Source organism: Halopseudomonas sp. T1L2 (assembly GCF_055397385.1).
Genome location: NZ_AP040865.1, coordinates 3,469,744 through 3,490,587, shown reverse-complemented (window position 1 = coordinate 3,490,587; position 20,844 = coordinate 3,469,744). Strand labels below are relative to the sequence as shown.

Below are 20,844 nucleotides of genomic sequence, written 5' to 3'. Positions count from 1 at the left end.
CTTAAAGCTTGCAGCTGCCTGCCCGCCTTCAGAAGAAGGCTTGCAGGCCAGTCTGCGCACGGCCGAGGATCAGCGCGTGTACGTCGTGGGTACCTTCATAGGTGTTAACCACTTCCAGGTTGACCACGTGACGGATCACACCGTATTCGTCGGAGATACCGTTGCCACCCAGCATGTCGCGGGCAACGCGGGCGATGTCCAGCGACTTGCCGCAGGAGTTGCGCTTCATGATCGAGGTGATTTCCACCGCAGCAGTACCTTCGTCCTTCATGCGGCCCAGACGCAGGCAGCCTTGCAGAGCCAGGGTGATTTCGGTCTGCATGTCAGCCAGCTTCTTCTGTACCAGCTGAGTCTGCGCCAGCGGACGACCAAACTGCAGACGGTCCAGGGTGTACTGACGGGCGGTGTGCCAGCAGAACTCGGCGGCACCCAGCGCGCCCCAGGAGATACCGTAACGGGCGGAGTTCAGGCAGGTGAACGGACCTTTCAGACCGGTCACGTGCGGCAGCATGTTTTCTTCCGGAACGAACACGTCTTCCATCACGATCTCACCAGTGATGGAGGTACGCAGGCCAACCTTGCCCTTGATCGCCGGCGCGCTCAGACCTTTCCAGCCTTTCTCCAGAATGAAGCCACGGATGACGTCGTCGTCGGTTTTTGCCCAGACCACGAACACGTCAGCAATGGGGCTGTTGGTGATCCACATCTTGGCACCCTTGAGCAGGTAACCGCCCTCGGTCTTGCGTGCACGGGTGACCATGGAGCCCGGATCGGAGCCATGGTTCGGCTCGGTCAGACCAAAGCAGCCGATGAACTCACCACTGGCCAGCTTGGGCAGATACTTCTGCTTCTGCTCTTCACTGCCAAATTCGTTGATCGGCACCATCACCAGCGAGGACTGCACACTCATCATCGAACGGTAACCGGAATCAACGCGCTCGACTTCACGGGCGATAAGACCGTAGCAGACATAGTTCAAGCCGCTTCCGCCGTACTCGGTCGGAATGGTTGCACCCAGCAGGCCCAGCTCGCCCATTTCGCGGAAGATTTCCACGTCGGTCTGCTCGTTACGGAACGAGTTCAGCACCCGCGGCATGAGTTTGTCCTGGCAGTACTGGCGTGCACTGTCACGCACCATGCGCTCTTCTTCAGTCAGTTGCTGATCCAGCAGCAGCGGATCTTCCCAGTTGAAACTTGCCTTGGATGCGGCCATGAGCTCTCCGATATTCGTTTTACGGGTGATGGGGTTCCACTGGGGAACCATAATGTGTCAGTGACTCTACGCACAGAGAAACCAGCAAACAAGCGTCTTTTATGCAGACACCTGTGCTAAATTGGAACTCCGAACAATTGCATAGCGACAAGCTGCAAGCAACCCCGGCTCAGCGCACGGACAGCTTGCCGCTTGATACTTATAGCTTATCGCTGCTCCGAAGGAGCCCGCCCCATGCGCCGCAAGATCCCTCCGACCCAGGCCCTGATCTGCTTCGAGTCGTCCGCTCGCCATGAGAGCTTCACCAAGGCTGCCGAGGAACTCTCGCTGACCCAGAGCGCGGTGTGTCGCCAGATCGCCAACCTCGAAGCATTCCTTGATATTCAACTGTTTCGCCGTACCCGCCGCGGTGTGAAACTGACTGACGCCGGACAGATATACAGCCGTCGAATCGCCAGCCGGCTGGATGCTGTCGAGCGCGACACCCTGTCGGTGATGGGTAATCAGGGCACCGCCACCCTGGAGTTGGCCCTGGTCCCCACCTTCGGTACCCAGTGGCTGCTGCCGCGGCTCAGTCACTTCCTGCGCCAGCATCCGCAGATCACCGTCAATATGACCAACCGTACGCGGCCGTTCCTGTTCGCCGATACCGAATTCGATGCCGCCATCTATTTCGGTGATGGCGACTGGTCCGGTACGCAAACCCACTACCTGATGCCCGAAGCGCCGATTCCGGTGTGCAGCCCGGAGCTGATCGCCCCTGCGCGCGAGCTGACGCCCGAGGACATCGCCCAACTGCCACTGCTGCAGCAGACCACCCGCCCCTATGCCTGGCGCCAGTGGTTCGCCGCCGCTGACATGCGCGTCGAACACGACCTCAACGGTACCCGGCTGGAACTGTTCTCGATGCTCGCGCAAGCCGCGATGCACGGCATGGGCATCGCGCTGATCCCGCCATTTCTGATCCGCCAGGAACTGGCAGACGGCCGCCTGATCAGCCCCTGCCCACGCAGCTTCGAGACCGACAACGGTTACTACCTGGTGATCCCCGAGCGCAAGGCCGAATCGGCTGCGCTGCTGGCGTTCCGCGACTGGATTCTGCAGCAGGCGCGCGCCTGGGTTAAGGAGGCGGCAAGCTTCAAGATGTAAGTTGTTAGCGGCAAGCTGCAAGCTGCAAGCAGAACCGGATGGGCGGCGGCGTCCTGAGAGTGTCCGTAGCGTCGAGCAGCTACCTCCGCCTGAATACCCCCGCGCGATGGAGCCCCGCACGGGTTTTGCTTGCAGCTTGAAGCTTGCAGCTCAAAAAAAAAGGGGCCCGAAGGCCCCTGAAGCACACATGAACTAGTTACCGCGATTACTGGCGAATACCTTCGACAGTAATGATCAGGTCGACGGTTTCAGACGCCGGCCCGAGGTTGTACGTGATACCGAAATCGGCCAGCTTCAGCGTCGTGGTCGCATCAAAGCCGGCGCGGTAGCCACCCCATGGGTCGTCACCTTCGCCGATGAAGCGCGCGTCCAGCACCACCGGTTTGGTGACACCGTTCAGGGTCAGATCGCCGGTTACCTTGGCGGTATCTTCGCCAGTCATCTCGATGGCAGTGGAAGCAAAGGTGGCAGTGCCGTGTTCTTCGACATTGAGGAAGTCGGCGCTGCGGATATGCTTGTCACGCTCGGCGTGGTTGGTGTCGACGCTGGCGGTGTTCAGGGTGACGTTGACGCTGCTGGCCTCAGGCTTGGCAGCGTCCCAGCTGAAGGTGCCGTCGAAGTCGTTGAAGCGGCCGTAGATCCAGCTGTAGCCCAGGTGGCTGATCTTGAAGTTGACCGAGGCGTGCTGCCCCTGCTTGTCGATCTGGTAGTCCGCGGCCTGCGCCAGGCCACCTGCCATCATCAAACCACCGAGGGTGGCTGCAACCATCAGTTTCTTCATTTGCCATTCTCCGTCGAGTTGCGCAGCCGCATGCCGAGCATGCGCCGCAGAGTATTATCCTTGTCGATCAGGTGATGCTTGAGCGCGCCCAGCGCATGCAGCCCGGCGAGCCCCAGCAACCCGAGCGCCAGCCAGTAGTGCACGGCACCCGCCCGATCGGCCTGCTCCGGCAAGCCGCTGATCAGCGCCGGCACGTCGAACCAGCCAAACAGGCTAACGCCGCTACCCTTGGCGGTCGAAATCAGATAGCCGCTGATCACAATGATCAGCATAGCGGCGTACATCAGCCACTGCGCAGTGCCTGCTGCCATTCGCTCGACGCGCGAGTGAGTGGGCAACGCTGCCGGCGCCGGAGACAACCAGCGCCAAAGCAGACGAACCAGCAACAGAGCCGCAAACACCAGCCCTACGCTTTTGTGCCAGAACGGCGCACTGGTATACCAGGGGCTGTAATAGTTGAGGCTGGTCATCCACAGACCGACAGCTGCAAGCCCTGGGACCATCACCGCCATGACCCAGTGCAGGCTCATTGCCAGCCAGCCGAATCTGTCCTTGCTGTTACGCCACTGCATAGTCACCTCACCTGCGATGGGCGAGATAATCCCATCGGCTGAATAAGATAAAAAGCGCAAAAATTGGTTCCCACCAAACAGGTTTCTCGATATTTCAGCCTGGCAGTATGCTTTGTTGAGGGCACCGAAAGACGCATCCCTGAAAGGATCACTCAGGGAGGACGCTTTTCGATGTTTTTGTGATGGGCCAACGTGAAGAAGAACACAATCAGTTGGACGTTTTCGACATCGCGCGGCAGCTAAATCCGCCTTTCGCCTTCACGGCGAGCCAAGGGGGGCTGCTTGCCCAGCCCCCCTTGGCGATCCCCCCGGGCACCCGGCTACGCGGCCCTTCGGGTTCGCTGCGTTGCTCGGCTTGGCGGGGATCGGCAGAACTCGGCTCTGCGAGCCTCAAACAGACTGCCGCTCTTTTTCCCGCCAACCCTCCGCTACTCGCCCGCGTAAACGGGACGAACCACAGTGCACACTCCACCATCCGAGCAGGCGGATAAACGCAGTAGTCTAAGATCCTATCTATCTTCCCCGAACGGAAGCGCCAAACCACAAAAAAACCTCCCGAAGGAGGTTCTTTCAATGCTGACGTCGCAGATCAGAAAAACAGTCGCTTGAGCTCCTGCCCCGGATTGGCCGCGCGCATAAAGGCCTCACCAACCAGAAAGCCGTAGACCTCATGTGCGAGCATCAGCTCCACATCGGTGCGATGCAGGATGCCACTTTCGGTGACCAGCGTCTTGTTGCGTGGAATCTGCGGGATCAGCTCCAGAGTGGTGTCGAGCGTCACCTCGAAGGTATGCAGGTTACGGTTGTTGATGCCGATCAGCGGGGTATCCAGCTTGAGGCCGCGCTCCAGTTCGGCGGCATCGTGCACCTCGACCAGCACATCCAGACCGTACTGCCTTGCGGTCGCTGCCAGCTCGCCCATCTGCACGTCGTCCAGACAGGCAGCGATCAGCAGCACACAGTCGGCACCCAGCGCACGGGCTTCGACGATCTGATACGGATCGACCATAAAGTCCTTGCGGATCACCGGCAGCGAACAGGCGGCACGGGCCTGCTGCAGGTAATCGTCATGGCCCTGGAAGAAGTCGACATCGGTCAGCACCGACAGGCAGACCGCACCACCTGCTTCGTAGCTGGCAGCGATCTCGGCGGGCTGGAAATCCTCGCGCAGCACGCCCTTGCTCGGTGACGCTTTCTTGATCTCGGCAATCACGCCCGGACGCTGCGCCGCAGCGGCGTCCTGAATGGCCTTGGCAAAGCCTCGGGCAGGCGAGGCTGCAGCAGCCAGCTGCTCCAGCTCGGCCAGGCTACGCTGCTGAAGACGCTCTGCCACTTCCTCGTGCTTGCGCGCGACGATGTTCTGCAAGATGGTCGGCACGCTCATTGTGCTGCTTCCTCTCGGAATACTTCGGTGAAGGCGATAAGTTCGTTGAGTTTTTCCCGCGCCAGACCTGAATAAAGCGCATCGGAGGCGAGCTTTACGCCTTCGAGCAGACTGGTCGCATGATCTGCCGCGTACAGCGCCGCACCGGCATTGAGAATGATGATATCGGCCGCTTTTTCACCGGCCTCGGTTTCGCGCTTGCCGAGCGCATCGCGGATCAGCTTGAGCGAGCCCGCCGCGTCATCGACCGTCAGACCGATCAGCGAGCGGCTCTTGATGCCGAGTTCTTCCGGGCTGACGTCGTACTCGCGGATTTCACCGTCTTTCAGCTCGGCGATATGACTGGTCGCCGCCAGACTCAGCTCGTCCAGCCCATCCTTGGAGTGCACCACCAGCACGTGCTCGCTGCCGAGGCGCTTGAGCACCTCGGCAATCGGCCGGCACAACGCCTGGGTAAATACACCGATGACCTGATGCTTGACCCCGGCAGGATTAGTCATCGGGCCGAGCATGTTGAAGATGGTGCGCATGCCCAGTTCGCGGCGCGGGCCGATGGCATGCTTCATCGCGCCGTGATGGGCTGGCGCAAACATGAAGCCGACACCGACGCTTTCGACACAGCGCGCAACCTGCTCGGGCGTCAGATTGAGGTTCACGCCTGCCGCCTCCAGCAGGTCGGCGCTGCCGCTCTTGCCGGATACCGCACGGTTACCGTGCTTGGCGACCTTGCCGCCAGCAGCGGCTACCACCAGCGCGGCGGCGGTCGACACGTTGAAGATGTTGGCGCCGTCACCGCCGGTGCCGCAGGTGTCGACCAGGCGCTCGGCGTTGATCTTCACCCCGGAGGCCAGCTCGCGCATGACCTTGGCTGCGCCGGTAATCTCGTCGAGGGTCTCGCTCTTCATGCGCAGGGCAACCAGAAAGCCGCCGATCTGTGCGTCGGTGCACTGGCCAGTCATGATCTGGCGCATGACGTCCTGCATTTCCTCGGTGGACAGATCCAGTTGATCGACCACCTTGCCGAGGGCTGTCTTGATATCCATACCGTCTCTCCTTGCTGGTCAGCGGCGCATGCCGCCCTGCTGCTTGAGGAAGTTGGCGAGCATCTCGTGCCCCTGCTCGGACAGGATCGACTCGGGATGAAACTGCACGCCCTCGATCATGTATTCGCGGTGGCGCACGCCCATGATTTCGTCAACGCTGCCGTCTTCATGCTGGGTCCAGGCCGTCAGCTCCAGGCAGCCGGGCAGCGTGTCGCGGCTGATTACCAGCGAGTGGTAGCGGGTCACGGTCAGCGGATTATTGAGGCCGGCAAACACGCCCAAGCCTTCATGGTAGACCGGACTGGTCTTGCCGTGCATGACCTGACGGGCACGCACCACATCACCGCCAAAGGCCTGGCCGATACTCTGGTGGCCGAGGCAAATGCCGAGAATCGGCAGCTTGCCGGCAAAGTGCTTGAGCACCGGCACCGAGACTCCCGCTTCGTTGGGCGTGCACGGACCGGGCGAGACGACGATGCGCTCGGGATTGAGGGCTTCGATCTCGGCGACGGTCAGTTCGTCGTTGCGCACAACCTTGACGTCGGCACCCAACTCGCCGAGGTACTGCACCACGTTGTAGGTAAAGGAGTCGTAGTTATCGATCATCAGCAGCATGGCGTTTCTCCTTTACCGGGCCGATTGTTCAGCGAGGGCAATCGCACGGAACATGGCGCGACGCTTGTTGATGGTCTCTTCCCACTCCAGCGCGGGCACCGAGTCAGCCACAATGCCGCCACCAGCCTGTACGTGCAGTTCGCCATCCTTGATCACCGCGGTACGAATCGCGATGGCCGTGTCCATATTGCCGTTCCACGCCCAGTAGCCGACCGCGCCGCCGTAGACGCCGCGCTTGACCGGCTCCAGCTCGTCGATGATTTCCATCGCGCGAATCTTCGGCGCGCCGGACAGGGTGCCCGCCGGCAGAATGGCGCGCAGCGCGTCCATCGCGGTCAGTTCCGGCTTGAGCTGGCCCTGCACGTTGGAGACGATGTGCATAACGTTGGAATAACGTTCGATGACCATCTTCTCGGTCACCTTGACCTTGCCGATCTGCGCCACACGGCCAACGTCATTGCGGCCCAGGTCGATCAGCATCAGGTGCTCGGCGATTTCCTTGGCGTCGGACAGCAGGTCCTGCTCCAGCGCCAGATCGGCTTCTTCGGTCGCGCCGCGCGGGCGGGTGCCGGCAATCGGGCGGACGGTGACTTCACCTTCTTCGACGCGCACCAGCACTTCGGGAGAGCTGCCAACCACGTGGAAGTCGCCGAAGTTGAAGAAGTACATGTAAGGCGTCGGATTCTGGCTGCGCAGCGCCCGGTACAGATCAATCGGCTCGGCCTTGAAGTCGATGCTCATGCGCTGGGACGGCACCACCTGCATGCAGTCACCGGCAAGGATGTATTCCTTGATGGTGTCGACCGCCCGCTCGTAATCCTCACGGGTGAAGCTGGCGCGGTATTCCAGGTCGGTATCGACCGGCGCAGCCAAATCAATCAGCTTGCGCGCCGGGGTCGGCAGGCGCAGCTGCTCAAGCAGTTGATCGAGCCGGGCATTGGCCTGTTCGAAGGCATCATCGGCGCTTGGGTCGGCCAGTACGATAGCGTGCAGCTTGCCGGCCAGGTTGTCGAATACGACAACCTCATCGGACACCATCAGCAGGATGTCCGGGGTACCCAGCACATCCGGGTTAACGGTCGCGGCCAGACGCGGCTCAACATAGCGCACACAGTCGTAGCCAAAATAACCAACCAGCCCGCCATTGAAGCGCGGCAGACCCGGAATGCTCGGCACCCGGTAACGGGCCTTGAAGGTCTCGACGAAATCCAGCGGATCGGCGCACTCGTGGCGCTCCTGCTCGACGCCGTCGACCAGCACGGTTGCGGTATGGCCATCGACGCGCAGCACGGTACGCGCCGGCAGGCCGATAATGGAATAACGCCCCCATTTCTCGCCGCCCTGCACCGACTCCAGCAGGTAGGAGTAGGCACCGTCGGCCAGTTTCAGATAGGTGGACAGCGGGGTTTCAAGATCTGCCAGCACCTCGCGTACAACGGGTACACGGTTGCAATCCTGGGCAGCCAGGCGAAGGAATTCGTCTCGGGTCATGATCAGCCTCAAAGGCAGGGTAAGTCATACGCAAACAGGGGTGCTCGCACTCGGGAGCGAGCGAGGACAGTTCAGGTACGCCAACGCCAGCGGGCGAGCGCCTTGATAACTCTCATCAGTTTGCGATTGCTGACAAACACGGCTGATCCATCACTGGTCGGGACACCCGAGCAAGCCTATATGAGCGCGTCAAGCGAATCAACCAGCAAATCCGGGTTCTCCGAGGCAATCGGCCGGCCGTGATTGTAGCCGTAGCTGACCGCCACCACCGGCACCCCGGCCGCCTTCGCCGCCAGTACGTCACTGCGGGAATCGCCGACAAACAGCGCCTGCCCAGCCTCAACACCAGCCTGCTGCATGACCCAATGAAGCGCAGCCGGGTCGGGCTTCTGCACCGGCAGGGTGTCGCCGCCAACCAGCCAGCGGAAATAACCGTCCAGTTGTTTGTCCGCCAGCAGCTCCGGCACGAAGCGACTCGGCTTGTTGGTGATCAGTGCCAGTGGCACCTGCTCACCCTGCAGCCGGTCAAGCAACGCGCGAACGCCCGGGTAAACCGTGCTGCGCGAGTGATCGCCGGCGTAAGCCTCGAGAAACAGCGCCAGCGCCTGCTCGGTCTCAGCCTCGCCGATGTGCGCGTGCTCGATATCGCCGGCCAGCGCCCGACGCACCAATACTCGCGCACCGTTGCCGACCCAGTGACGGACCTGCTCGACGCCCGCGGCGTCACGACCAAGCTGACCCAGCATCACATCCACCGCCGCCGCCAGATCCGGCACCGAGTCAATCAGAGTACCGTCCAGATCAAACATCACCAGGTTCGGCAGCTCGCCACCGAACAGCTCGCGCAGCAACGACATCTCAGCGCTTGGCCTGTGCCAGCTCCGCACGCATGCTGTCGATCACCGCCTTGTAATCCGGCTTGTTGAAGATCGCCGAACCGGCGACGAAGGTATCGGCACCGGCTTCGGCGATGGCGCGGATGTTCTGCTCGTTGACGCCACCGTCGATCTCCAGACGAATTTCGCGACCACTGGCATCGATCAGCGCACGCGCCTCACGCAGCTTGTCCAGGGTGCCCGGGATGAACTTCTGGCCACCAAAGCCCGGGTTGACGCTCATCAGCAGCACCATGTCGACCTTGTCCATCACGTACTTGAGCGCATCCAGCGAGGTCGCAGGATTGAATACCAGACCGGCCTTGGCGCCGCCGTCCTTGATCAGCTGCAGGGAGCGGTCGATGTGTTCGGAGGCTTCCGGGTGGAACGTGATGTAGCTGGCACCCGCCTCGAGGAAATCACCAATGATGCGATCGACCGGCTTGACCATCAGGTGCACATCGATAGGTGCGGTGACGCCATACTTACGCAGCGCCGAGCAGACCATCGGCCCGATTGTCAGGTTCGGCACGTAGTGGTTGTCCATGACATCGAAATGGACGATGTCGGCACCGGCGGCCAGCACCCGATCAACATCCTCACCCAGGCGGGCAAAGTCGGCGGACAGAATGGACGGCGCAATGGCGTAATCGAGCATGGGAGAACCTCGGCAGGGGCAGACACGGAAATGCCGGCCAGTTTACCCTATCCGTCGTGGTTATACTCATCAGGACTTCGGACCGAGACGGACCCCATGCGCGCGCCAATCCTCATTGCCCTGCTCTGCCTTGCCGGTATCGCCCAGGCCCAGGAGCCAGCAACGCCGTCACCGGAGGCAACTGCCCCCGAGCGATCGCACGCGTTGTCCCGCGACCTTCAGTACCAGCAGACACTCAAGCGCGAAACGCCAATCAGCGAACAACGGCAGCTCGAGTTCGCCGGCGAGTCACGGCTGGGACTGTTTCTGCCTGCCGCACGCCCCGAGCCACTCGGCGGCATTTTGCTGATTGCCGGGGCTGGAGAGCACGCCAACTGGCCCGAGCTGATCGGCCCCGCCCGCATCAGTCTCAGCGACGCCGGCTGGCACACCCTGGCCATCAGCCTGCCCGAAGCGCCGCGCGAGCCCATTGTTGACGTCCCGCCGGAACCGGTCGAGTCGGCCGCACCGAGCGAGGAGGCGACGCCGGAGATCGTGCCGGCCGATGCCATGCTGGCCGCCAGCGATCAGGTCGATGCCGCACCAGAGCCGCCGCCCGAGGCGCGCTACAGCGAACGGGTCACGGCGCTCATCCGCGCCGGCCTGCAAGTACTTGAGGGTGAAGGCGCCCATCAGGTACACCTCATTGCCCGCAACGAATCAGCCTACTGGGCGCTGCTGACCGCCAGCACCGGCGCTGCCGATCAGCCACCAGCGACCCTGATGCTGTATCAGACCCGGCAGCCGGCATCAGCCCCGGAGCCGACCCTCGACAGCTTGCTGGAAACGAATACGCGTCCACTATTGGACATGCTGAATCTGGAAGTCACCCCCGACCGGCTGATGGCAGGTGAGCACCTGCGTATCGCCCGCCGCAAGGGGCAGCAGACCTACCAGCAATTGGATCTCGCGCCACTGGAGCGATCCGCCTTTGCCGCCGACATGCTGGACAAGCACCTGCGCACCTGGCTCACCAGCCACTATCAACCGCCGCCACCGCCAGTGGCCGCTCCCTGAGCGCTCAGCGAAAGCCGCGATGACGACGCAATGTCTCGTAGGCCTGCTGAATCTGTCGTATTTTTTCACCCGCCCCGCGCTGCTGGGCGGCGCTGCCCCCACGGGCGGCCAGCTTGTCCGGATGGTGCAAGCTGAGCTGACGACGATAGGCGCGCTTGATCGCCTCCGGTGAGTCATCGGGGCTGACCTTGAGTATGCTGGCCGCCTGCTGAATGCGGTCCTCCTGCGCAACCGCTGCACGACCGCCCTGAGTCTGGCGACTGTATTGATGACGCTGATGCATGCGCTGCTGCTCGGCCTGCCCCAGCCCGGCAACCTTTGACCACCCTGCCAGCAGCCCCTGAACCTCGTCGTTCAGGCGACCAGGCAGCACCGCCATCCGCCAGCAACAATCCATCAGTTCCGCCGCGCGCCCCGGCTCACGGCGACACAGGGCGCGTACCAGTTTGACCAGGTCATCACTACGCTTGCCTTCGTTGAAGTCGTGCATGGCTCGCAGCCTGGCGTCACCGTCCAGCCGATACTGCTGCATCAGATCCCGCGCCAGCTGCAGATGGGCCTGGGTCACACGGCCACTGGCCTTGGCCAGCCGCCCCACGCACAGAAACAGCACACGCTCGAAACTGTTACCGGCGCCACGTACCTGAGCCAGACGCTCCGGCAGATCGCGCCAGTGACGCAGCTGCCAATGACGATCCAGCGCGTGCCCGACTACCGCGCCAAGGACAGCGCCGGGCACAGCGCCGCCGAGACCGCCCACCAGCGCACCCAATACGGTTACCGGCCACAGCATCGCTCAGCCCCTCGCCACACGCTCAGCATCGGCCAGCCGCTCCGGCGTGCCGACATCAATCCAGGCACCACGAAAATGCTCGCCACTGACCCGCCCCTGCGCCGCTGCCGCACGCAGCAGTGGCGCCAGCGCAAAGGCCCCTTCCGGATGCCCCGCCAGCAACTCGGGGTGCAATACCGCAATGCCGCTGTAGGTCAGGCCCGCCTGCCCGGCAGCCGGGTTGCCGACCATGCCATCGGTAAGCAAAAAGTCGCCACTCGGGTTATGCACGGGATTATCGATCAGCACCAGATGCGCCAACATGCCTTCGGACAGCGCCAGCTGCGCGAAGTCATAGCGGGTCCAGACATCGCCATTGACCAGAATAAAGGGTGCATCACCCAGCAGCGGGAGCGCCTTGCGAATCCCCCCTCCGGTCTCCAGCGGCTCACCCTCGGCAGACCAGCGAATATTCACGCCAAGGCGCTTGCCATCCTCGAAATAACGCTCGATCTGCTCGCCCAGCCAGGCGTGATTGATCACCAGCTCACTCACCCCGGCCGCGCGCAAGGCCTCAAGGTGCCACTGCAACAGCGGCTTACCGGCTACCGGCAGCAGCGGCTTGGGCGTATGCAAGGTCAGCGGCCGCATCCGTTCGCCCTTGCCGGCCGCCAGCACCATGGCTCTCATCATGGCTCCAGCCCAAGACTGTCGAGCAGCGCAGCCAGCGGGGCCAGCCGAGTGTCGGCGGCACAGGCATCACGCAGGTAACGGACAAAGCGCGGTGCATCCTGCAGGTAATGCGGCTTGCCGTCGCGGTGGCAGATCCGGGCAAAGATACCCAATACCTTCAGGTGACGCTGCACGCCCATCAGGCGCGCCTGGGCCAGGAACGTATCCAGCTCATCCGGCACCGGCACCCCGGCGGCCCGCGCCTGCTGCCAGTAGCGCGATAGCCATTGGCTGCGCTCCGCCGCGGGCCAACTGAAAAAGGCATCGGCAAACAGCGAGGTAGCGTCGTAACTGACCGGGCCGTAAAGCGCGTCCTGAAAGTCGAGCACACCCGGCTCACCCTCGGCGGTCATCAGGTTGCGCGGCATATAGTCGCGGTGAACGTAGACCCTGGACTCGCCAAGATTGCTGTCGAGCAGCAGCGCCTGTACCTGATCCCACAACGATTGCTCTTCGGCAGACAGACTTCGCCCCCGTTCGCGCCCGACGTACCAGTCCGGAAACAGGGCCAGCTCACGGCGCAGCACCGCTTCGTCGTAGTCGGGCAACACACCGGGGCGGCTGGCGAGCTGCCAGCGAATCAGGCTGGTGATCGCTGCGGCAAACATCCGCTCAAGCTCTGCCGGCGCAACGCCCTGCTCGATGGTCTGCAGGTAGGTTTTGGCGCCCATGTCCTCCAACAGCAGAAAGCCCTGCGGCAGGTCCTCGGCGAACAACCGCGGCACCCGCACGCCCGCGTCCTGCAACAGCCGGGTAATGCGCACAAAGGGCTCGGTATTCTCGTGCTCGGGCGGCGCATCCATGACAATCAGGCTGCGCTCACCGGCCTGCCAGCGAAAGTAGCGGCGAAAACTGGCATCGGCACTGGCCGCAGACAGCACGCCGGCGGGCAGGTCTGTCCATCCAAGTGCAGCGGCAGCCTGCGGCAATACCTGATCCAGCCAAAGTTGCATCTGTTGCTGTCGTGAATCCATCGCTCTCCCACTTCTGCGTCTTCGCCACCGCCGGCGAAGCCGGAAAGCAGCATCATTAATTCAGTCCATTCCTAGATCAGGCATCGCTTGATGCTTTATTATCCGTTATCTTGCTCGACTGACACAGCATGCAGATTGCATTCTCCTCGCACAAGGCGTCGCGAGCACGCACCGACTGGAAGCCCGGACAATTACATAATGGCCTACCGTACTCCTCCCTTTCGCTCCTCCTTTCCGATGTTGCTGGCCAGCTCGTTGCTGCTGTTGCAGCCGCTGAGCTCTGTAGCAGCCAACCAGGTTCAATGCCGGCCAGCCGGCAACAGCTGGGCCTGCGAGCCGCTGCAGGCACCGGGCAACCTGCCCCCAAGGCCGCCCAGACCGGCACCTGCGCCGGCCCCGGTCACCGACAGCGTGGTCAAGGCAGCTGAACCGGCAGCGACGCTGAGTGGCGGCCCGGCCACCCCGAGTACGGACTTCAGTCGCCTTGACTGGGTACCCCGTGAGCAGTTGAGCAGCGAGCAGCTGGCCGCCATCGCCCCCTACTGTGGCGGCACCTATGTGGAGCCGGAACGCAGCGGCCGGGACGACTCTACGCCGTTCGACCAGCTTCCGGTCTACGCCTCCGCCGATTCCAGCCGCTTTGAACAGGGTAATCAGACCGGCGTACTGCAGGGCGATGTGCTGCTGCGCCAGGGCCGCCTGCAGGCCCGCGCAGATCAGGCCAGCTTTGACCAGGCCAATGCCCAGGCCGTGCTCGAGGGCAACGTCCGCCTGCGTGACCAGGGCGTACTGGTTCTCGGCGACAGCGCATCGATGCGCATCGACAATGGCGAAACCCGCATTGACGGCGTCGAATACGTGGTTCACGACGCCCGCGCCCGCGGCACCGCCGACACCCTGCGTCGCCGCGATGATGCCGTCATCGTCATCAGCGACGGCAGCTATACCACCTGCGAGCCGGGACAGAACACCTGGTCCCTGCACGGCAAGGACATCGAGCTGGACCGCGAAACCGGCTGGGGTGAAGCCAAGCACGTTACCCTGCGGGTCAAGGACGTACCGGTGTTCTATACCCCGTACATGTACTTCCCGATCGACGACCGCCGTCAGACCGGTCTGCTGGTGCCCTCGTTCAGCTACTCGTCCGACAACGGCACCGAGATCGAGACGCCGTACTACATCAACATCGCACCCAACTACGACGCCACCCTGTATCCGCGCTATCTGTCCGAGCGCGGCTTGCAGATGGAAGGCGACTTCCGCTATCTGCACGACGACAACGAAGGCACCCTGACAGCCGCCTTCCTCAACGACAGTGACTATGGCGAGAATCGCTGGCTGTACGGCTGGCAGCACGAAGGCGGGCTGCAGAGCCGCTGGAGTACCGAGGTCGATTACACCGACATCAGCGACCCGTTCTACTTCCAGGACCTGAACACCGCGCTGGATGCCCGTTCCGGCACCTACGTCAATCAGCGGGCAGGCCTGACCTATCGCGGTGACGGCTGGCGCTTCCAGGCTGCCGTTCACGGCTACGAGCTGGCCACCATTACCTCGGTTACCCCTTACGAGCGCCTGCCGCAACTGCGCCTCGACGGTGCCAACTGGCTGGGTGATACCGGCCTGCGCTTTGGCTATAACGCCGAATACGCCTACTTTGATCGCAATCTCGGCAGCGGCCTGCTGACCGGCAAGGATGGCATCCAGCTCGACAGCGCCGGCCAGCCGATCCTGACTCCGGACGAGAACCTGGTCGGTCTGCAGCGAGCGACCGGCCACCGTGTGGTAGTCAGCCCCAGCATCAGCTACCCCTGGCGCAACAGCTGGGCCTTCATCACACCGAAGCTGCGCACCCAGAGCACCTATTACGATCTGAACTTCGACTCGCGGGCCGACGGCTTCGACTACGACGGTGCCAATAACACCCCGTCCAGCACCATCCCTGTCGCCAGCCTGGATACCGGGCTGTACTTTGATCGCGCCACCAGCTGGTTCGGCCGCAACCTGCGCCAGACGCTGGAACCGCGCGCTTTCTACCTGTACGCAGCAGACGAGGATCAGGACGACCAGCCGCTGTTCGACACCAACCAGAACACCTTCAGTTACAGCTCGCTGTTCCGCGACAACCGCTTCAGCGGCAACGACCGGGTCGCCGACGCCAATCAGCTGTCTCTGGGCCTGACCAGCCGCGCCCTGGAGGCAAACGGCACCGAGCGCGCCCGAGCCAGTTTCGGTCAGGTGTTCTATTTCCGCGACCGCAACGTGCAGCTGCTTGATACCGACGGAGTAGCGCGTGAAGCAGACAAATCCTCGTCCTCAGCCTACGCGGCTGAAGCCATGTACCAGGTCAGTGACGCCTGGCGCGTGAACGCCGACGTCATCTGGGATCCGGACGACAGCACCAGCGATGCGGGAAGCGTATTTGCCCACTATCAGCCAGAGCCCCGCAAGGTGCTGAACATGGGCTATCGCTACCGCAACAACATCAACACCTACAACGCACTGACCGGCACCTTCCAGCGCGACCCGGACAGCCGTATCGATCAGTCCGATCTGTCGTTCATGTGGCCGCTGAACCCGCAGTGGAGTCTGATCGGTCGCTGGCAGCATGACTTCGACCAGGATCGAACCCTCGAAGCGTTTGGCGGTCTGGAGTACGACAGCTGCTGCTGGAAGCTGCGTGTCATCAACCGCTACTGGGTTGATTACAACGAGTTTGAATCCGTCGCCACTGACGATGCCAACCGCGGCATCTTCCTGCAGCTCGTCCTCAAGGGGCTTGGCAGTGTGAGCGGCAATGAGGTGGACAGCCTCCTTGACGATGGTATCCCCGGTTACAGAGAGCGTGAAGATAATGCATTTTAAGTTGATGACGGCCCTTAGCCTGTGCGCGGGCATTTTCCTCAGCAGCACAGCCCAGGCCGCCGTAGAACCGCTGGATCGCGTTGCCGCGATCGTCGATAACGACGTGGTCATGGCCAGCCAGGTTGAAGAACGCATGGCCACCGTGCGCCAGCAGTTCGCCCAGAACAATACCCCGGCACCAACCGAGAGCGAGCTGCGCTCGCAGGTGCTTGACCGCCTGATTCTGGAGAGCATCCAGCTGCAGATGGGCGAACGTGCCGGCATTTCCATCGATGATGCCTCGCTCGACCAGGCGGTGCAGCAGATTGCCGCCCGCAACGGCGTGACACTGGAGCAGTTCCGTGAAGCCCTGACCCGTGACGGCGTCAACTTCAATCAGGTCCGCGAGCAGATCCGCCGCGAGATGATCATCAACCGGGTTCGCCAGCGTCGGGTACGGGACAACATCCAGGTGACCGATCAGGAAGTGCGCAACTTCCTCAATTCCGAAGTCGGCAAGTATCAGACCTCGGCGGATTACCGCCTGGCGATGATCGTTCTGCCGCTGGCCGAAAGCGCCAGCCCGGGCGAAGTGGAAAAGGTTGGTCGCGCGGCCAACGATATCTACCGCCAACTGCAGAGCGGTACCGACTTCAACACCCTGGCTGCCAGCCGCTCCGCCGGAGACACCGCACTGGAAGGCGGCGAACTGGGATGGCGCAAGGCAGCGCAGCTGCCGCCCGCATTCGCCCGTGCAGTCGATGCGCTGGAGGTTGGTGGCGTGACCCAGCCGATGCGCTCCCCGGCCGGCATCCACATCCTCAAGCTGCTGGACCGCCGTGGTGGCGAAGGTCAGATGGTCGAGGAGTTCCACGTCCGTCATATCCTGATCAAGCCGAGCGAAATCCGCAGCGAAGGCGAGGCGGCGCAGTTGACCCAGCGCCTCTATGATCGCATCAGGGCTGGCGAGTCCTTTGCCGCGCTGGCCAAGGCCTACTCGGAAGATCCGGGCACCGCGCTCAATGGCGGCGACCTCGACTGGGTTACCCCGGATGCCATGACCCCCGAGTTCGGCGAAGTCATGACCACCACCCCGGAAAACACCCTGTCCCGTCCGTTCCAGACCCAATACGGCTGGCACATTCTCGAGGTGCTTGGCACCCGCAGCGTCGACATGACCGACGACATGCGCGAGCAGCAGGCGATCAACCTGATCCGCAGTCGCAAGTACGAGGAAGAACTGCAGACCTGGTTGCTGCAGATTCGCGACGAGGCCTACGTCGAGATCAAGAACGGGTGAGCACAGCGCGCCTTGCCATAACCGCCGGCGAGCCGGCGGGTATTGGCCCCGATCTATGCCTGATGCTGGCGCAGCACCCATCGCCCTGCGAACGGGTCATCATCGCCGACCCGCAACTGCTGCGTGATCGCGCCCAACAGCTCGGCCTCCCGGTCGAGCTGTTGCCGTTTGATCCCGACGCGCTGCCCGTTGCCCAGGCCGCAGGCCAGCTTCACGTTTTACCGGTCACCCTCGGCACAGCCTGTACCCCGGGCCAGCTCGACGCAGGCAACTCGGCCTACGTGCTGGAAACCCTGCGCCTCGCTGGCGAAGGCGCTCTGAGCAGTCTGTTTGACGCCATCGTGACCGCACCGGTACACAAGGGCATCATCAATGAGGCTGGCGTGCCGTTTTCCGGCCACACCGAGTTCTTTGCCGAGCAGACCGCGACCGACCAGGTGGTGATGATGCTCGCCTGCCCCGGCCTGCGCGTCGCCCTGGCAACCACGCACCTGCCGCTGCGGCAGGTCGCCGATGCCATTACCGGGCCGCTGATCGAACGCGTGGTGCGCATCCTGCACAGCGATCTGGTCAACAAATTCGGCCTGAGCGCCCCGCGTATCCTGGTCTGCGGCCTCAATCCGCATGCCGGCGAAGACGGCCACCTGGGGCGCGAGGAACTGGATATCATCATTCCGGCGCTCGAGCGCCTGCGCAACGAGGGCGTTGAGCTAATCGGCCCCCTGCCGGCGGATACCCTGTTCACCCCCAAGCATCTTGATCAGGCCGATGCGGTGCTCGCGATGTATCACGATCAGGGCCTCCCGGTACTCAAGCACAAGGGCTTCGGCAACGCCGTCAACATTACCCTCGGTATGCCGATCATCCGCACCTCGGTTGATCACGGCACCGCTCTGGATCTGGCCGGGACCGGTCAGGCCAACCCGGGCAGCCTGCAGGTTGCCATCGATACCGCCATCCAGATGATCAACGCCCGGAGGGCTGTATGAGTCAATTTCCCCAACACAAGGCGCGCAAGCGCTTTGGTCAGAACTTCCTGCACGACGCCGGCGTGATCGACCGCATCATTCGCTCGATCCGTCCGCGTGAAACCGATCATCTGGTCGAGATCGGTCCCGGTCAGGGCGCCATCACCTCGGGCCTGCTGGCCAGCGGCGCGCGCCTTGACGTGGTCGAGCTGGACAAGGATCTGCACCCGATCCTGATGGGCCAGTTCGGTTTTCTCGATCGCTTCCGCCTGCACAAGGGCGATGCCCTCAAGTTCAACTTCCGCGAGCTGGCCGCCGACGGCGAGAAGCTGCGCATCGTCGGCAACCTGCCCTACAACATCTCAACGCCGCTGATGTTCCACCTGCTGGAGCAGTCGGACTGCGTCGAAGACATGCACTTCATGCTGCAGAAGGAAGTGGTGCAACGGCTGGCTGCGACCGCCGGCATGAACCACTACGGCCGCCTCGGCATCATGGTGCAGTACCACTGCCGGGTGGAGCACCTGTTTGACGTCGGCCCCGGCGCCTTCAACCCGGCGCCCAAGGTCGATTCAGCGATCATCCGGCTGATTCCGCACGCCACCCTGCCGCATCCGGCCGACGACGTGGAAGTGCTCGAAATCCTGGTGCGTGACGCCTTCAACCAGCGCCGCAAGACCCTGCGCAACACACTCAAGTCGCTGCTCAGCGCAGAAGAGATCGAAGCCGAAGGCATCGACCCGGGCACCCGCCCGGAACAGGTCGACCTGGCCGGCTTCGTGCGTCTGGCCAACCGCCTGACTCGCAAGCGGGCAGGCGACGCATGAGCGGCGAGCCGCAATATGCCGTCGAGGTGACGGTGCGGACCCGCTACCTGCCGGAGCAGTCCGATCCGCAGAAGAAGCGCTTTGCCTTTGCCTATACCATCAGCATCCGCAATCAGGGCTTGGTGGCCGCGCAGCTGCTGCATCGTCACTGGCTGATCACCGACGGCAACAACAAGCAGCAGCGTGTTGATGGCCCCGGCGTGGTCGGCGAGCAACCGCTGATCGAGCCCGGTAACGAGCACACCTATACCAGCGGCTGCATGCTTGAGACCCCGGTTGGCACCATGGAAGGCAGCTACGACATGCGCGCCAGCGATGGCCACACGTTCAGCGCCAGCATTCCGCGCTTTCGTCTGGCCCAACCCAACGCACTGAACTGATCGACTCGTACGCCCATGACCATCTACGCCGTTGGCGACATCCAGGGCTGCCTCAAGCCGCTCCAATGCCTGCTCAGCGAGGTAGGCTTCAACCCGTCCAGGGACGTGCTCTGGTCCGTTGGTGACATGGTCAACCGCGGTCCCGACTCGCTTGGCACCCTGCGCTTTCTCAAGCAGCTCGACAACGCCTGCGTTGCGGTTCTGGGCAATCACGACCTGCACCTGCTGGCCGCCAGCCGAGCTGGCAGTCGCTTGCGCAAGTCAGACACCCTCAAACCCCTGCTCAAGGCCGACGACCGTGTCGCCCTGCTCGACTGGCTGCGCGAGCGGCCGCTTGCCCACCTCGACGCAGAGCTGGGCTATGTGATGACCCACGCCGGCATCCCGCCAATCTGGAGCGTACAGCAGACAATGGAGCTGGCCGCCGAGGTGGAAATCATCCTGCGCTGCGACAAGCGTCTGCCAGACTATCTGGACGAGATGTACGGTAACGAACCGGCGCGCTGGAAGCCCGGCCTCAAGGGCATCGACCGGCTGCGTGCGATTACCAACTACCTGACCCGCATGCGCTTCTGCAAGCCGGACGGGACGCTGGAGTTCAAATCCAAGGAAGGGCTGGATACCACGCCCAAGGGCTTTGCGCCGTGGTTTCGTTACCCGCGCCGCGACCCTGACATTCAGGTCATCTTCGGCCACTGGGCAGCGATCGAAGGCCGCACCGGTGTGCAGGGCGTACATGCGCTGGACACCGGCTGCGTATGGGGTGGCCGCATGACCCTGATGAACCTGGATACCCACGAACTGCATCACTGCGACTGCGCGACCTGAGAGGAACCAGCATGAGCGATTTCAAACGCATCGACCCGCAAACCGCCAGCCAGTTGATCGCCAGCAACGCCCAACTGGTCGACATCCGCGACCCGCAAAGTTTCGACTTTGGCCACATCCCCGGCGCCATCCGCCTGGACAACGATAACCTTGCCGACTTCGTCGCCAACGCCGACCAGCAGGCGCCCCTGATCGTTTGCTGCTACCACGGCAACTCCAGCCAGGGCGCAGCGGCCTATCTGGCCAGCATCGGTTTTGCCGACACCTACAGCCTGGACGGCGGCTTTGATCTATGGCGGCAGACTTATCCGGAGCGGGTAAGCTGCGGCTGAGGCCCAGCCTCTTGACCGCCCAGTAGGGCGGACCAAGCGCAGCGTGTCCG

21 protein-coding genes are annotated in these 20,844 nt (G+C 62.8%); 9 read left to right on the top strand and 12 right to left on the bottom strand.

Annotated features, from left to right (window positions below; all coding sequences use genetic code 11):
- Window positions 1-28 precede the first annotated feature (28 nt).
- Entirely contained in the window at window positions 29-1,213 is a 1,185-nt protein-coding gene (locus tag ACZ5WQ_RS16470) for an acyl-CoA dehydrogenase (RefSeq protein ID WP_088274389.1), read from the bottom strand.
- A 234-nt stretch (window positions 1,214-1,447) separates the two neighbouring features.
- Here ACZ5WQ_RS16470 and ACZ5WQ_RS16465 point away from each other — a divergent pair, with 234 nt between their 5' ends.
- Window positions 1,448-2,362 carry a LysR family transcriptional regulator gene (locus tag ACZ5WQ_RS16465; RefSeq protein WP_285677475.1) on the top strand — a complete coding sequence of 305 codons (915 nt, stop codon included), beginning with the start codon at window positions 1,448-1,450 and terminating at the stop codon, window positions 2,360-2,362.
- Between the two features lie 205 nt (window positions 2,363-2,567).
- On the opposite strand, the gene ACZ5WQ_RS16460 is transcribed toward ACZ5WQ_RS16465, so the two are convergent.
- The 8 genes from ACZ5WQ_RS16460 to rpe all read right to left on the bottom strand — a co-directional run bounded on the left by ACZ5WQ_RS16460 (window position 2,568) and on the right by rpe (window position 9,781).
- A complete protein-coding gene (locus ACZ5WQ_RS16460; RefSeq protein ID WP_228245511.1) occupies window positions 2,568-3,143 on the bottom strand; it encodes a YceI family protein in 576 nt (191 codons plus the stop codon).
- A complete protein-coding gene (locus ACZ5WQ_RS16455) occupies window positions 3,140-3,715 on the bottom strand; it encodes a cytochrome b (protein ID WP_228245512.1) in 576 nt (191 codons plus the stop codon). The genes ACZ5WQ_RS16460 and ACZ5WQ_RS16455 overlap by 4 nt, the downstream gene beginning before the upstream one ends.
- Before the next feature lie 589 nt (window positions 3,716-4,304).
- Window positions 4,305-5,099 carry an indole-3-glycerol phosphate synthase TrpC gene (trpC, locus tag ACZ5WQ_RS16450; RefSeq protein WP_285677478.1) on the bottom strand — a complete coding sequence of 265 codons (795 nt, stop codon included), beginning with the start codon at window positions 5,097-5,099 and terminating at the stop codon, window positions 4,305-4,307.
- Window positions 5,096-6,142: an anthranilate phosphoribosyltransferase gene (gene trpD, locus ACZ5WQ_RS16445; protein WP_285677479.1), complete on the bottom strand. Its 1,047-nt coding sequence runs from the start codon at window positions 6,140-6,142 to the stop codon at window positions 5,096-5,098. The genes trpC and trpD overlap by 4 nt, the downstream gene beginning before the upstream one ends.
- 18 nt (window positions 6,143-6,160) lie before the next feature.
- Entirely contained in the window at window positions 6,161-6,757 is a 597-nt protein-coding gene (locus ACZ5WQ_RS16440) for an aminodeoxychorismate/anthranilate synthase component II (protein WP_464382696.1), read from the bottom strand.
- Between the two features lie 12 nt (window positions 6,758-6,769).
- Window positions 6,770-8,248 carry an anthranilate synthase component I gene (gene trpE / locus ACZ5WQ_RS16435; RefSeq protein ID WP_088274375.1) on the bottom strand — a complete coding sequence of 493 codons (1,479 nt, stop codon included), beginning with the start codon at window positions 8,246-8,248 and terminating at the stop codon, window positions 6,770-6,772.
- A 176-nt stretch (window positions 8,249-8,424) separates the two neighbouring features.
- On the bottom strand, window positions 8,425-9,105 hold the full coding sequence (locus ACZ5WQ_RS16430; RefSeq protein WP_269688090.1) for a phosphoglycolate phosphatase: 681 nt from the start codon (window positions 9,103-9,105) through the stop codon (window positions 8,425-8,427).
- A gap of 1 nt (window position 9,106) precedes the next feature.
- A complete protein-coding gene (rpe, locus tag ACZ5WQ_RS16425) occupies window positions 9,107-9,781 on the bottom strand; it encodes a ribulose-phosphate 3-epimerase (protein ID WP_088274372.1) in 675 nt (224 codons plus the stop codon).
- A gap of 96 nt (window positions 9,782-9,877) precedes the next feature.
- Here rpe and ACZ5WQ_RS16420 point away from each other — a divergent pair, with 96 nt between their 5' ends.
- The gene (locus ACZ5WQ_RS16420; protein ID WP_464382695.1) at window positions 9,878-10,837 is read left to right on the top strand and encodes a DUF3530 family protein; all 960 of its coding nucleotides are present in this window, start codon (window positions 9,878-9,880) and stop codon (window positions 10,835-10,837) included.
- 4 nt (window positions 10,838-10,841) lie between these two features.
- On the opposite strand, the gene ACZ5WQ_RS16415 is transcribed toward ACZ5WQ_RS16420, so the two are convergent.
- The 3 genes from ACZ5WQ_RS16415 to ACZ5WQ_RS16405 are packed head-to-tail and all read right to left on the bottom strand — an operon-like array spanning window position 10,842 to window position 13,315.
- On the bottom strand, window positions 10,842-11,630 hold the full coding sequence (locus ACZ5WQ_RS16415; RefSeq protein ID WP_228245517.1) for a DnaJ domain-containing protein: 789 nt from the start codon (window positions 11,628-11,630) through the stop codon (window positions 10,842-10,844).
- A gap of 3 nt (window positions 11,631-11,633) precedes the next feature.
- Complete coding sequence (gene murU / locus ACZ5WQ_RS16410; protein WP_285677482.1) at window positions 11,634-12,299, bottom strand: N-acetylmuramate alpha-1-phosphate uridylyltransferase MurU; 666 nt, start codon at window positions 12,297-12,299, stop codon at window positions 11,634-11,636.
- Window positions 12,299-13,315 (bottom strand): aminoglycoside phosphotransferase family protein, encoded by a 1,017-nt coding sequence (locus ACZ5WQ_RS16405; protein WP_285677483.1) that lies wholly within the window; start codon window positions 13,313-13,315, stop codon window positions 12,299-12,301. Before ACZ5WQ_RS16405 ends, murU begins: the two co-directional genes overlap by 1 nt.
- Before the next feature lie 198 nt (window positions 13,316-13,513).
- On the opposite strand from ACZ5WQ_RS16405, the gene ACZ5WQ_RS16400 reads away from it, so the two are divergent.
- Genes ACZ5WQ_RS16400 through glpE form a run of 7 tightly spaced genes read left to right on the top strand, consistent with a single transcriptional unit; the run spans window position 13,514 to window position 20,794 of the window.
- On the top strand, window positions 13,514-16,180 hold the full coding sequence (locus tag ACZ5WQ_RS16400; RefSeq protein WP_269688093.1) for an LPS-assembly protein LptD: 2,667 nt from the start codon (window positions 13,514-13,516) through the stop codon (window positions 16,178-16,180).
- Complete coding sequence (locus ACZ5WQ_RS16395) at window positions 16,170-17,459, top strand: peptidylprolyl isomerase (protein WP_464382694.1); 1,290 nt, start codon at window positions 16,170-16,172, stop codon at window positions 17,457-17,459. Before ACZ5WQ_RS16400 ends, ACZ5WQ_RS16395 begins: the two co-directional genes overlap by 11 nt.
- Window positions 17,456-18,448, top strand: coding sequence for a 4-hydroxythreonine-4-phosphate dehydrogenase PdxA (gene pdxA, locus ACZ5WQ_RS16390; RefSeq protein ID WP_464382693.1), 993 nt, complete (start codon window positions 17,456-17,458; stop codon window positions 18,446-18,448). Before ACZ5WQ_RS16395 ends, pdxA begins: the two co-directional genes overlap by 4 nt.
- On the top strand, window positions 18,445-19,254 hold the full coding sequence (rsmA, locus tag ACZ5WQ_RS16385) for a 16S rRNA (adenine(1518)-N(6)/adenine(1519)-N(6))-dimethyltransferase RsmA (protein ID WP_464382692.1): 810 nt from the start codon (window positions 18,445-18,447) through the stop codon (window positions 19,252-19,254). The genes pdxA and rsmA overlap by 4 nt, the downstream gene beginning before the upstream one ends.
- Window positions 19,251-19,634: a Co2+/Mg2+ efflux protein ApaG gene (apaG, locus tag ACZ5WQ_RS16380; RefSeq protein WP_464382691.1), complete on the top strand. Its 384-nt coding sequence runs from the start codon at window positions 19,251-19,253 to the stop codon at window positions 19,632-19,634. Before rsmA ends, apaG begins: the two co-directional genes overlap by 4 nt.
- Window positions 19,635-19,649: 15 nt before the next feature.
- Complete coding sequence (locus tag ACZ5WQ_RS16375; RefSeq protein ID WP_088274362.1) at window positions 19,650-20,462, top strand: symmetrical bis(5'-nucleosyl)-tetraphosphatase; 813 nt, start codon at window positions 19,650-19,652, stop codon at window positions 20,460-20,462.
- A gap of 11 nt (window positions 20,463-20,473) precedes the next feature.
- Window positions 20,474-20,794: a thiosulfate sulfurtransferase GlpE gene (gene glpE, locus ACZ5WQ_RS16370; RefSeq protein ID WP_464382690.1), complete on the top strand. Its 321-nt coding sequence runs from the start codon at window positions 20,474-20,476 to the stop codon at window positions 20,792-20,794.
- Window positions 20,795-20,844: the final 50 nt, after the last annotated feature.

Excerpts from the sequence above, each read along its gene's own strand:
- ACZ5WQ_RS16405 (WP_285677483.1), bottom strand. The coding sequence starts at position 13,315 with ATGGATTCACGACAGCAACAGATGCAACTTTGGCTGGATCAGGTATTG.
- murU (WP_285677482.1), bottom strand. The coding sequence starts at position 12,299 with ATGAGAGCCATGGTGCTGGCGGCCGGCAAGGGCGAACGGATGCGGCCG.
- rsmA (WP_464382692.1), top strand. The coding sequence starts at position 18,445 with ATGAGTCAATTTCCCCAACACAAGGCGCGCAAGCGCTTTGGTCAGAAC.
- trpC (WP_285677478.1), bottom strand. The coding sequence starts at position 5,099 with ATGAGCGTGCCGACCATCTTGCAGAACATCGTCGCGCGCAAGCACGAG.
- ACZ5WQ_RS16455 (WP_228245512.1), bottom strand. The coding sequence starts at position 3,715 with ATGCAGTGGCGTAACAGCAAGGACAGATTCGGCTGGCTGGCAATGAGC.
- glpE (WP_464382690.1), top strand. The coding sequence starts at position 20,474 with ATGAGCGATTTCAAACGCATCGACCCGCAAACCGCCAGCCAGTTGATC.
- ACZ5WQ_RS16465 (WP_285677475.1), top strand. The coding sequence starts at position 1,448 with ATGCGCCGCAAGATCCCTCCGACCCAGGCCCTGATCTGCTTCGAGTCG.
- ACZ5WQ_RS16430 (WP_269688090.1), bottom strand. The coding sequence starts at position 9,105 with ATGTCGTTGCTGCGCGAGCTGTTCGGTGGCGAGCTGCCGAACCTGGTG.
- ACZ5WQ_RS16460 (WP_228245511.1), bottom strand. The coding sequence starts at position 3,143 with ATGAAGAAACTGATGGTTGCAGCCACCCTCGGTGGTTTGATGATGGCA.
- trpD (WP_285677479.1), bottom strand. The coding sequence starts at position 6,142 with ATGGATATCAAGACAGCCCTCGGCAAGGTGGTCGATCAACTGGATCTG.
- ACZ5WQ_RS16400 (WP_269688093.1), top strand. The coding sequence starts at position 13,514 with ATGGCCTACCGTACTCCTCCCTTTCGCTCCTCCTTTCCGATGTTGCTG.
- rpe (WP_088274372.1), bottom strand. The coding sequence starts at position 9,781 with ATGCTCGATTACGCCATTGCGCCGTCCATTCTGTCCGCCGACTTTGCC.
- ACZ5WQ_RS16375 (WP_088274362.1), top strand. The coding sequence starts at position 19,650 with ATGACCATCTACGCCGTTGGCGACATCCAGGGCTGCCTCAAGCCGCTC.
- ACZ5WQ_RS16415 (WP_228245517.1), bottom strand. The coding sequence starts at position 11,630 with ATGCTGTGGCCGGTAACCGTATTGGGTGCGCTGGTGGGCGGTCTCGGC.
- apaG (WP_464382691.1), top strand. The coding sequence starts at position 19,251 with ATGAGCGGCGAGCCGCAATATGCCGTCGAGGTGACGGTGCGGACCCGC.
- ACZ5WQ_RS16395 (WP_464382694.1), top strand. The coding sequence starts at position 16,170 with ATGCATTTTAAGTTGATGACGGCCCTTAGCCTGTGCGCGGGCATTTTC.
- ACZ5WQ_RS16470 (WP_088274389.1), bottom strand. The coding sequence starts at position 1,213 with ATGGCCGCATCCAAGGCAAGTTTCAACTGGGAAGATCCGCTGCTGCTG.
- ACZ5WQ_RS16420 (WP_464382695.1), top strand. The coding sequence starts at position 9,878 with ATGCGCGCGCCAATCCTCATTGCCCTGCTCTGCCTTGCCGGTATCGCC.
- trpE (WP_088274375.1), bottom strand. The coding sequence starts at position 8,248 with ATGACCCGAGACGAATTCCTTCGCCTGGCTGCCCAGGATTGCAACCGT.
- ACZ5WQ_RS16440 (WP_464382696.1), bottom strand. The coding sequence starts at position 6,757 with ATGCTGCTGATGATCGATAACTACGACTCCTTTACCTACAACGTGGTG.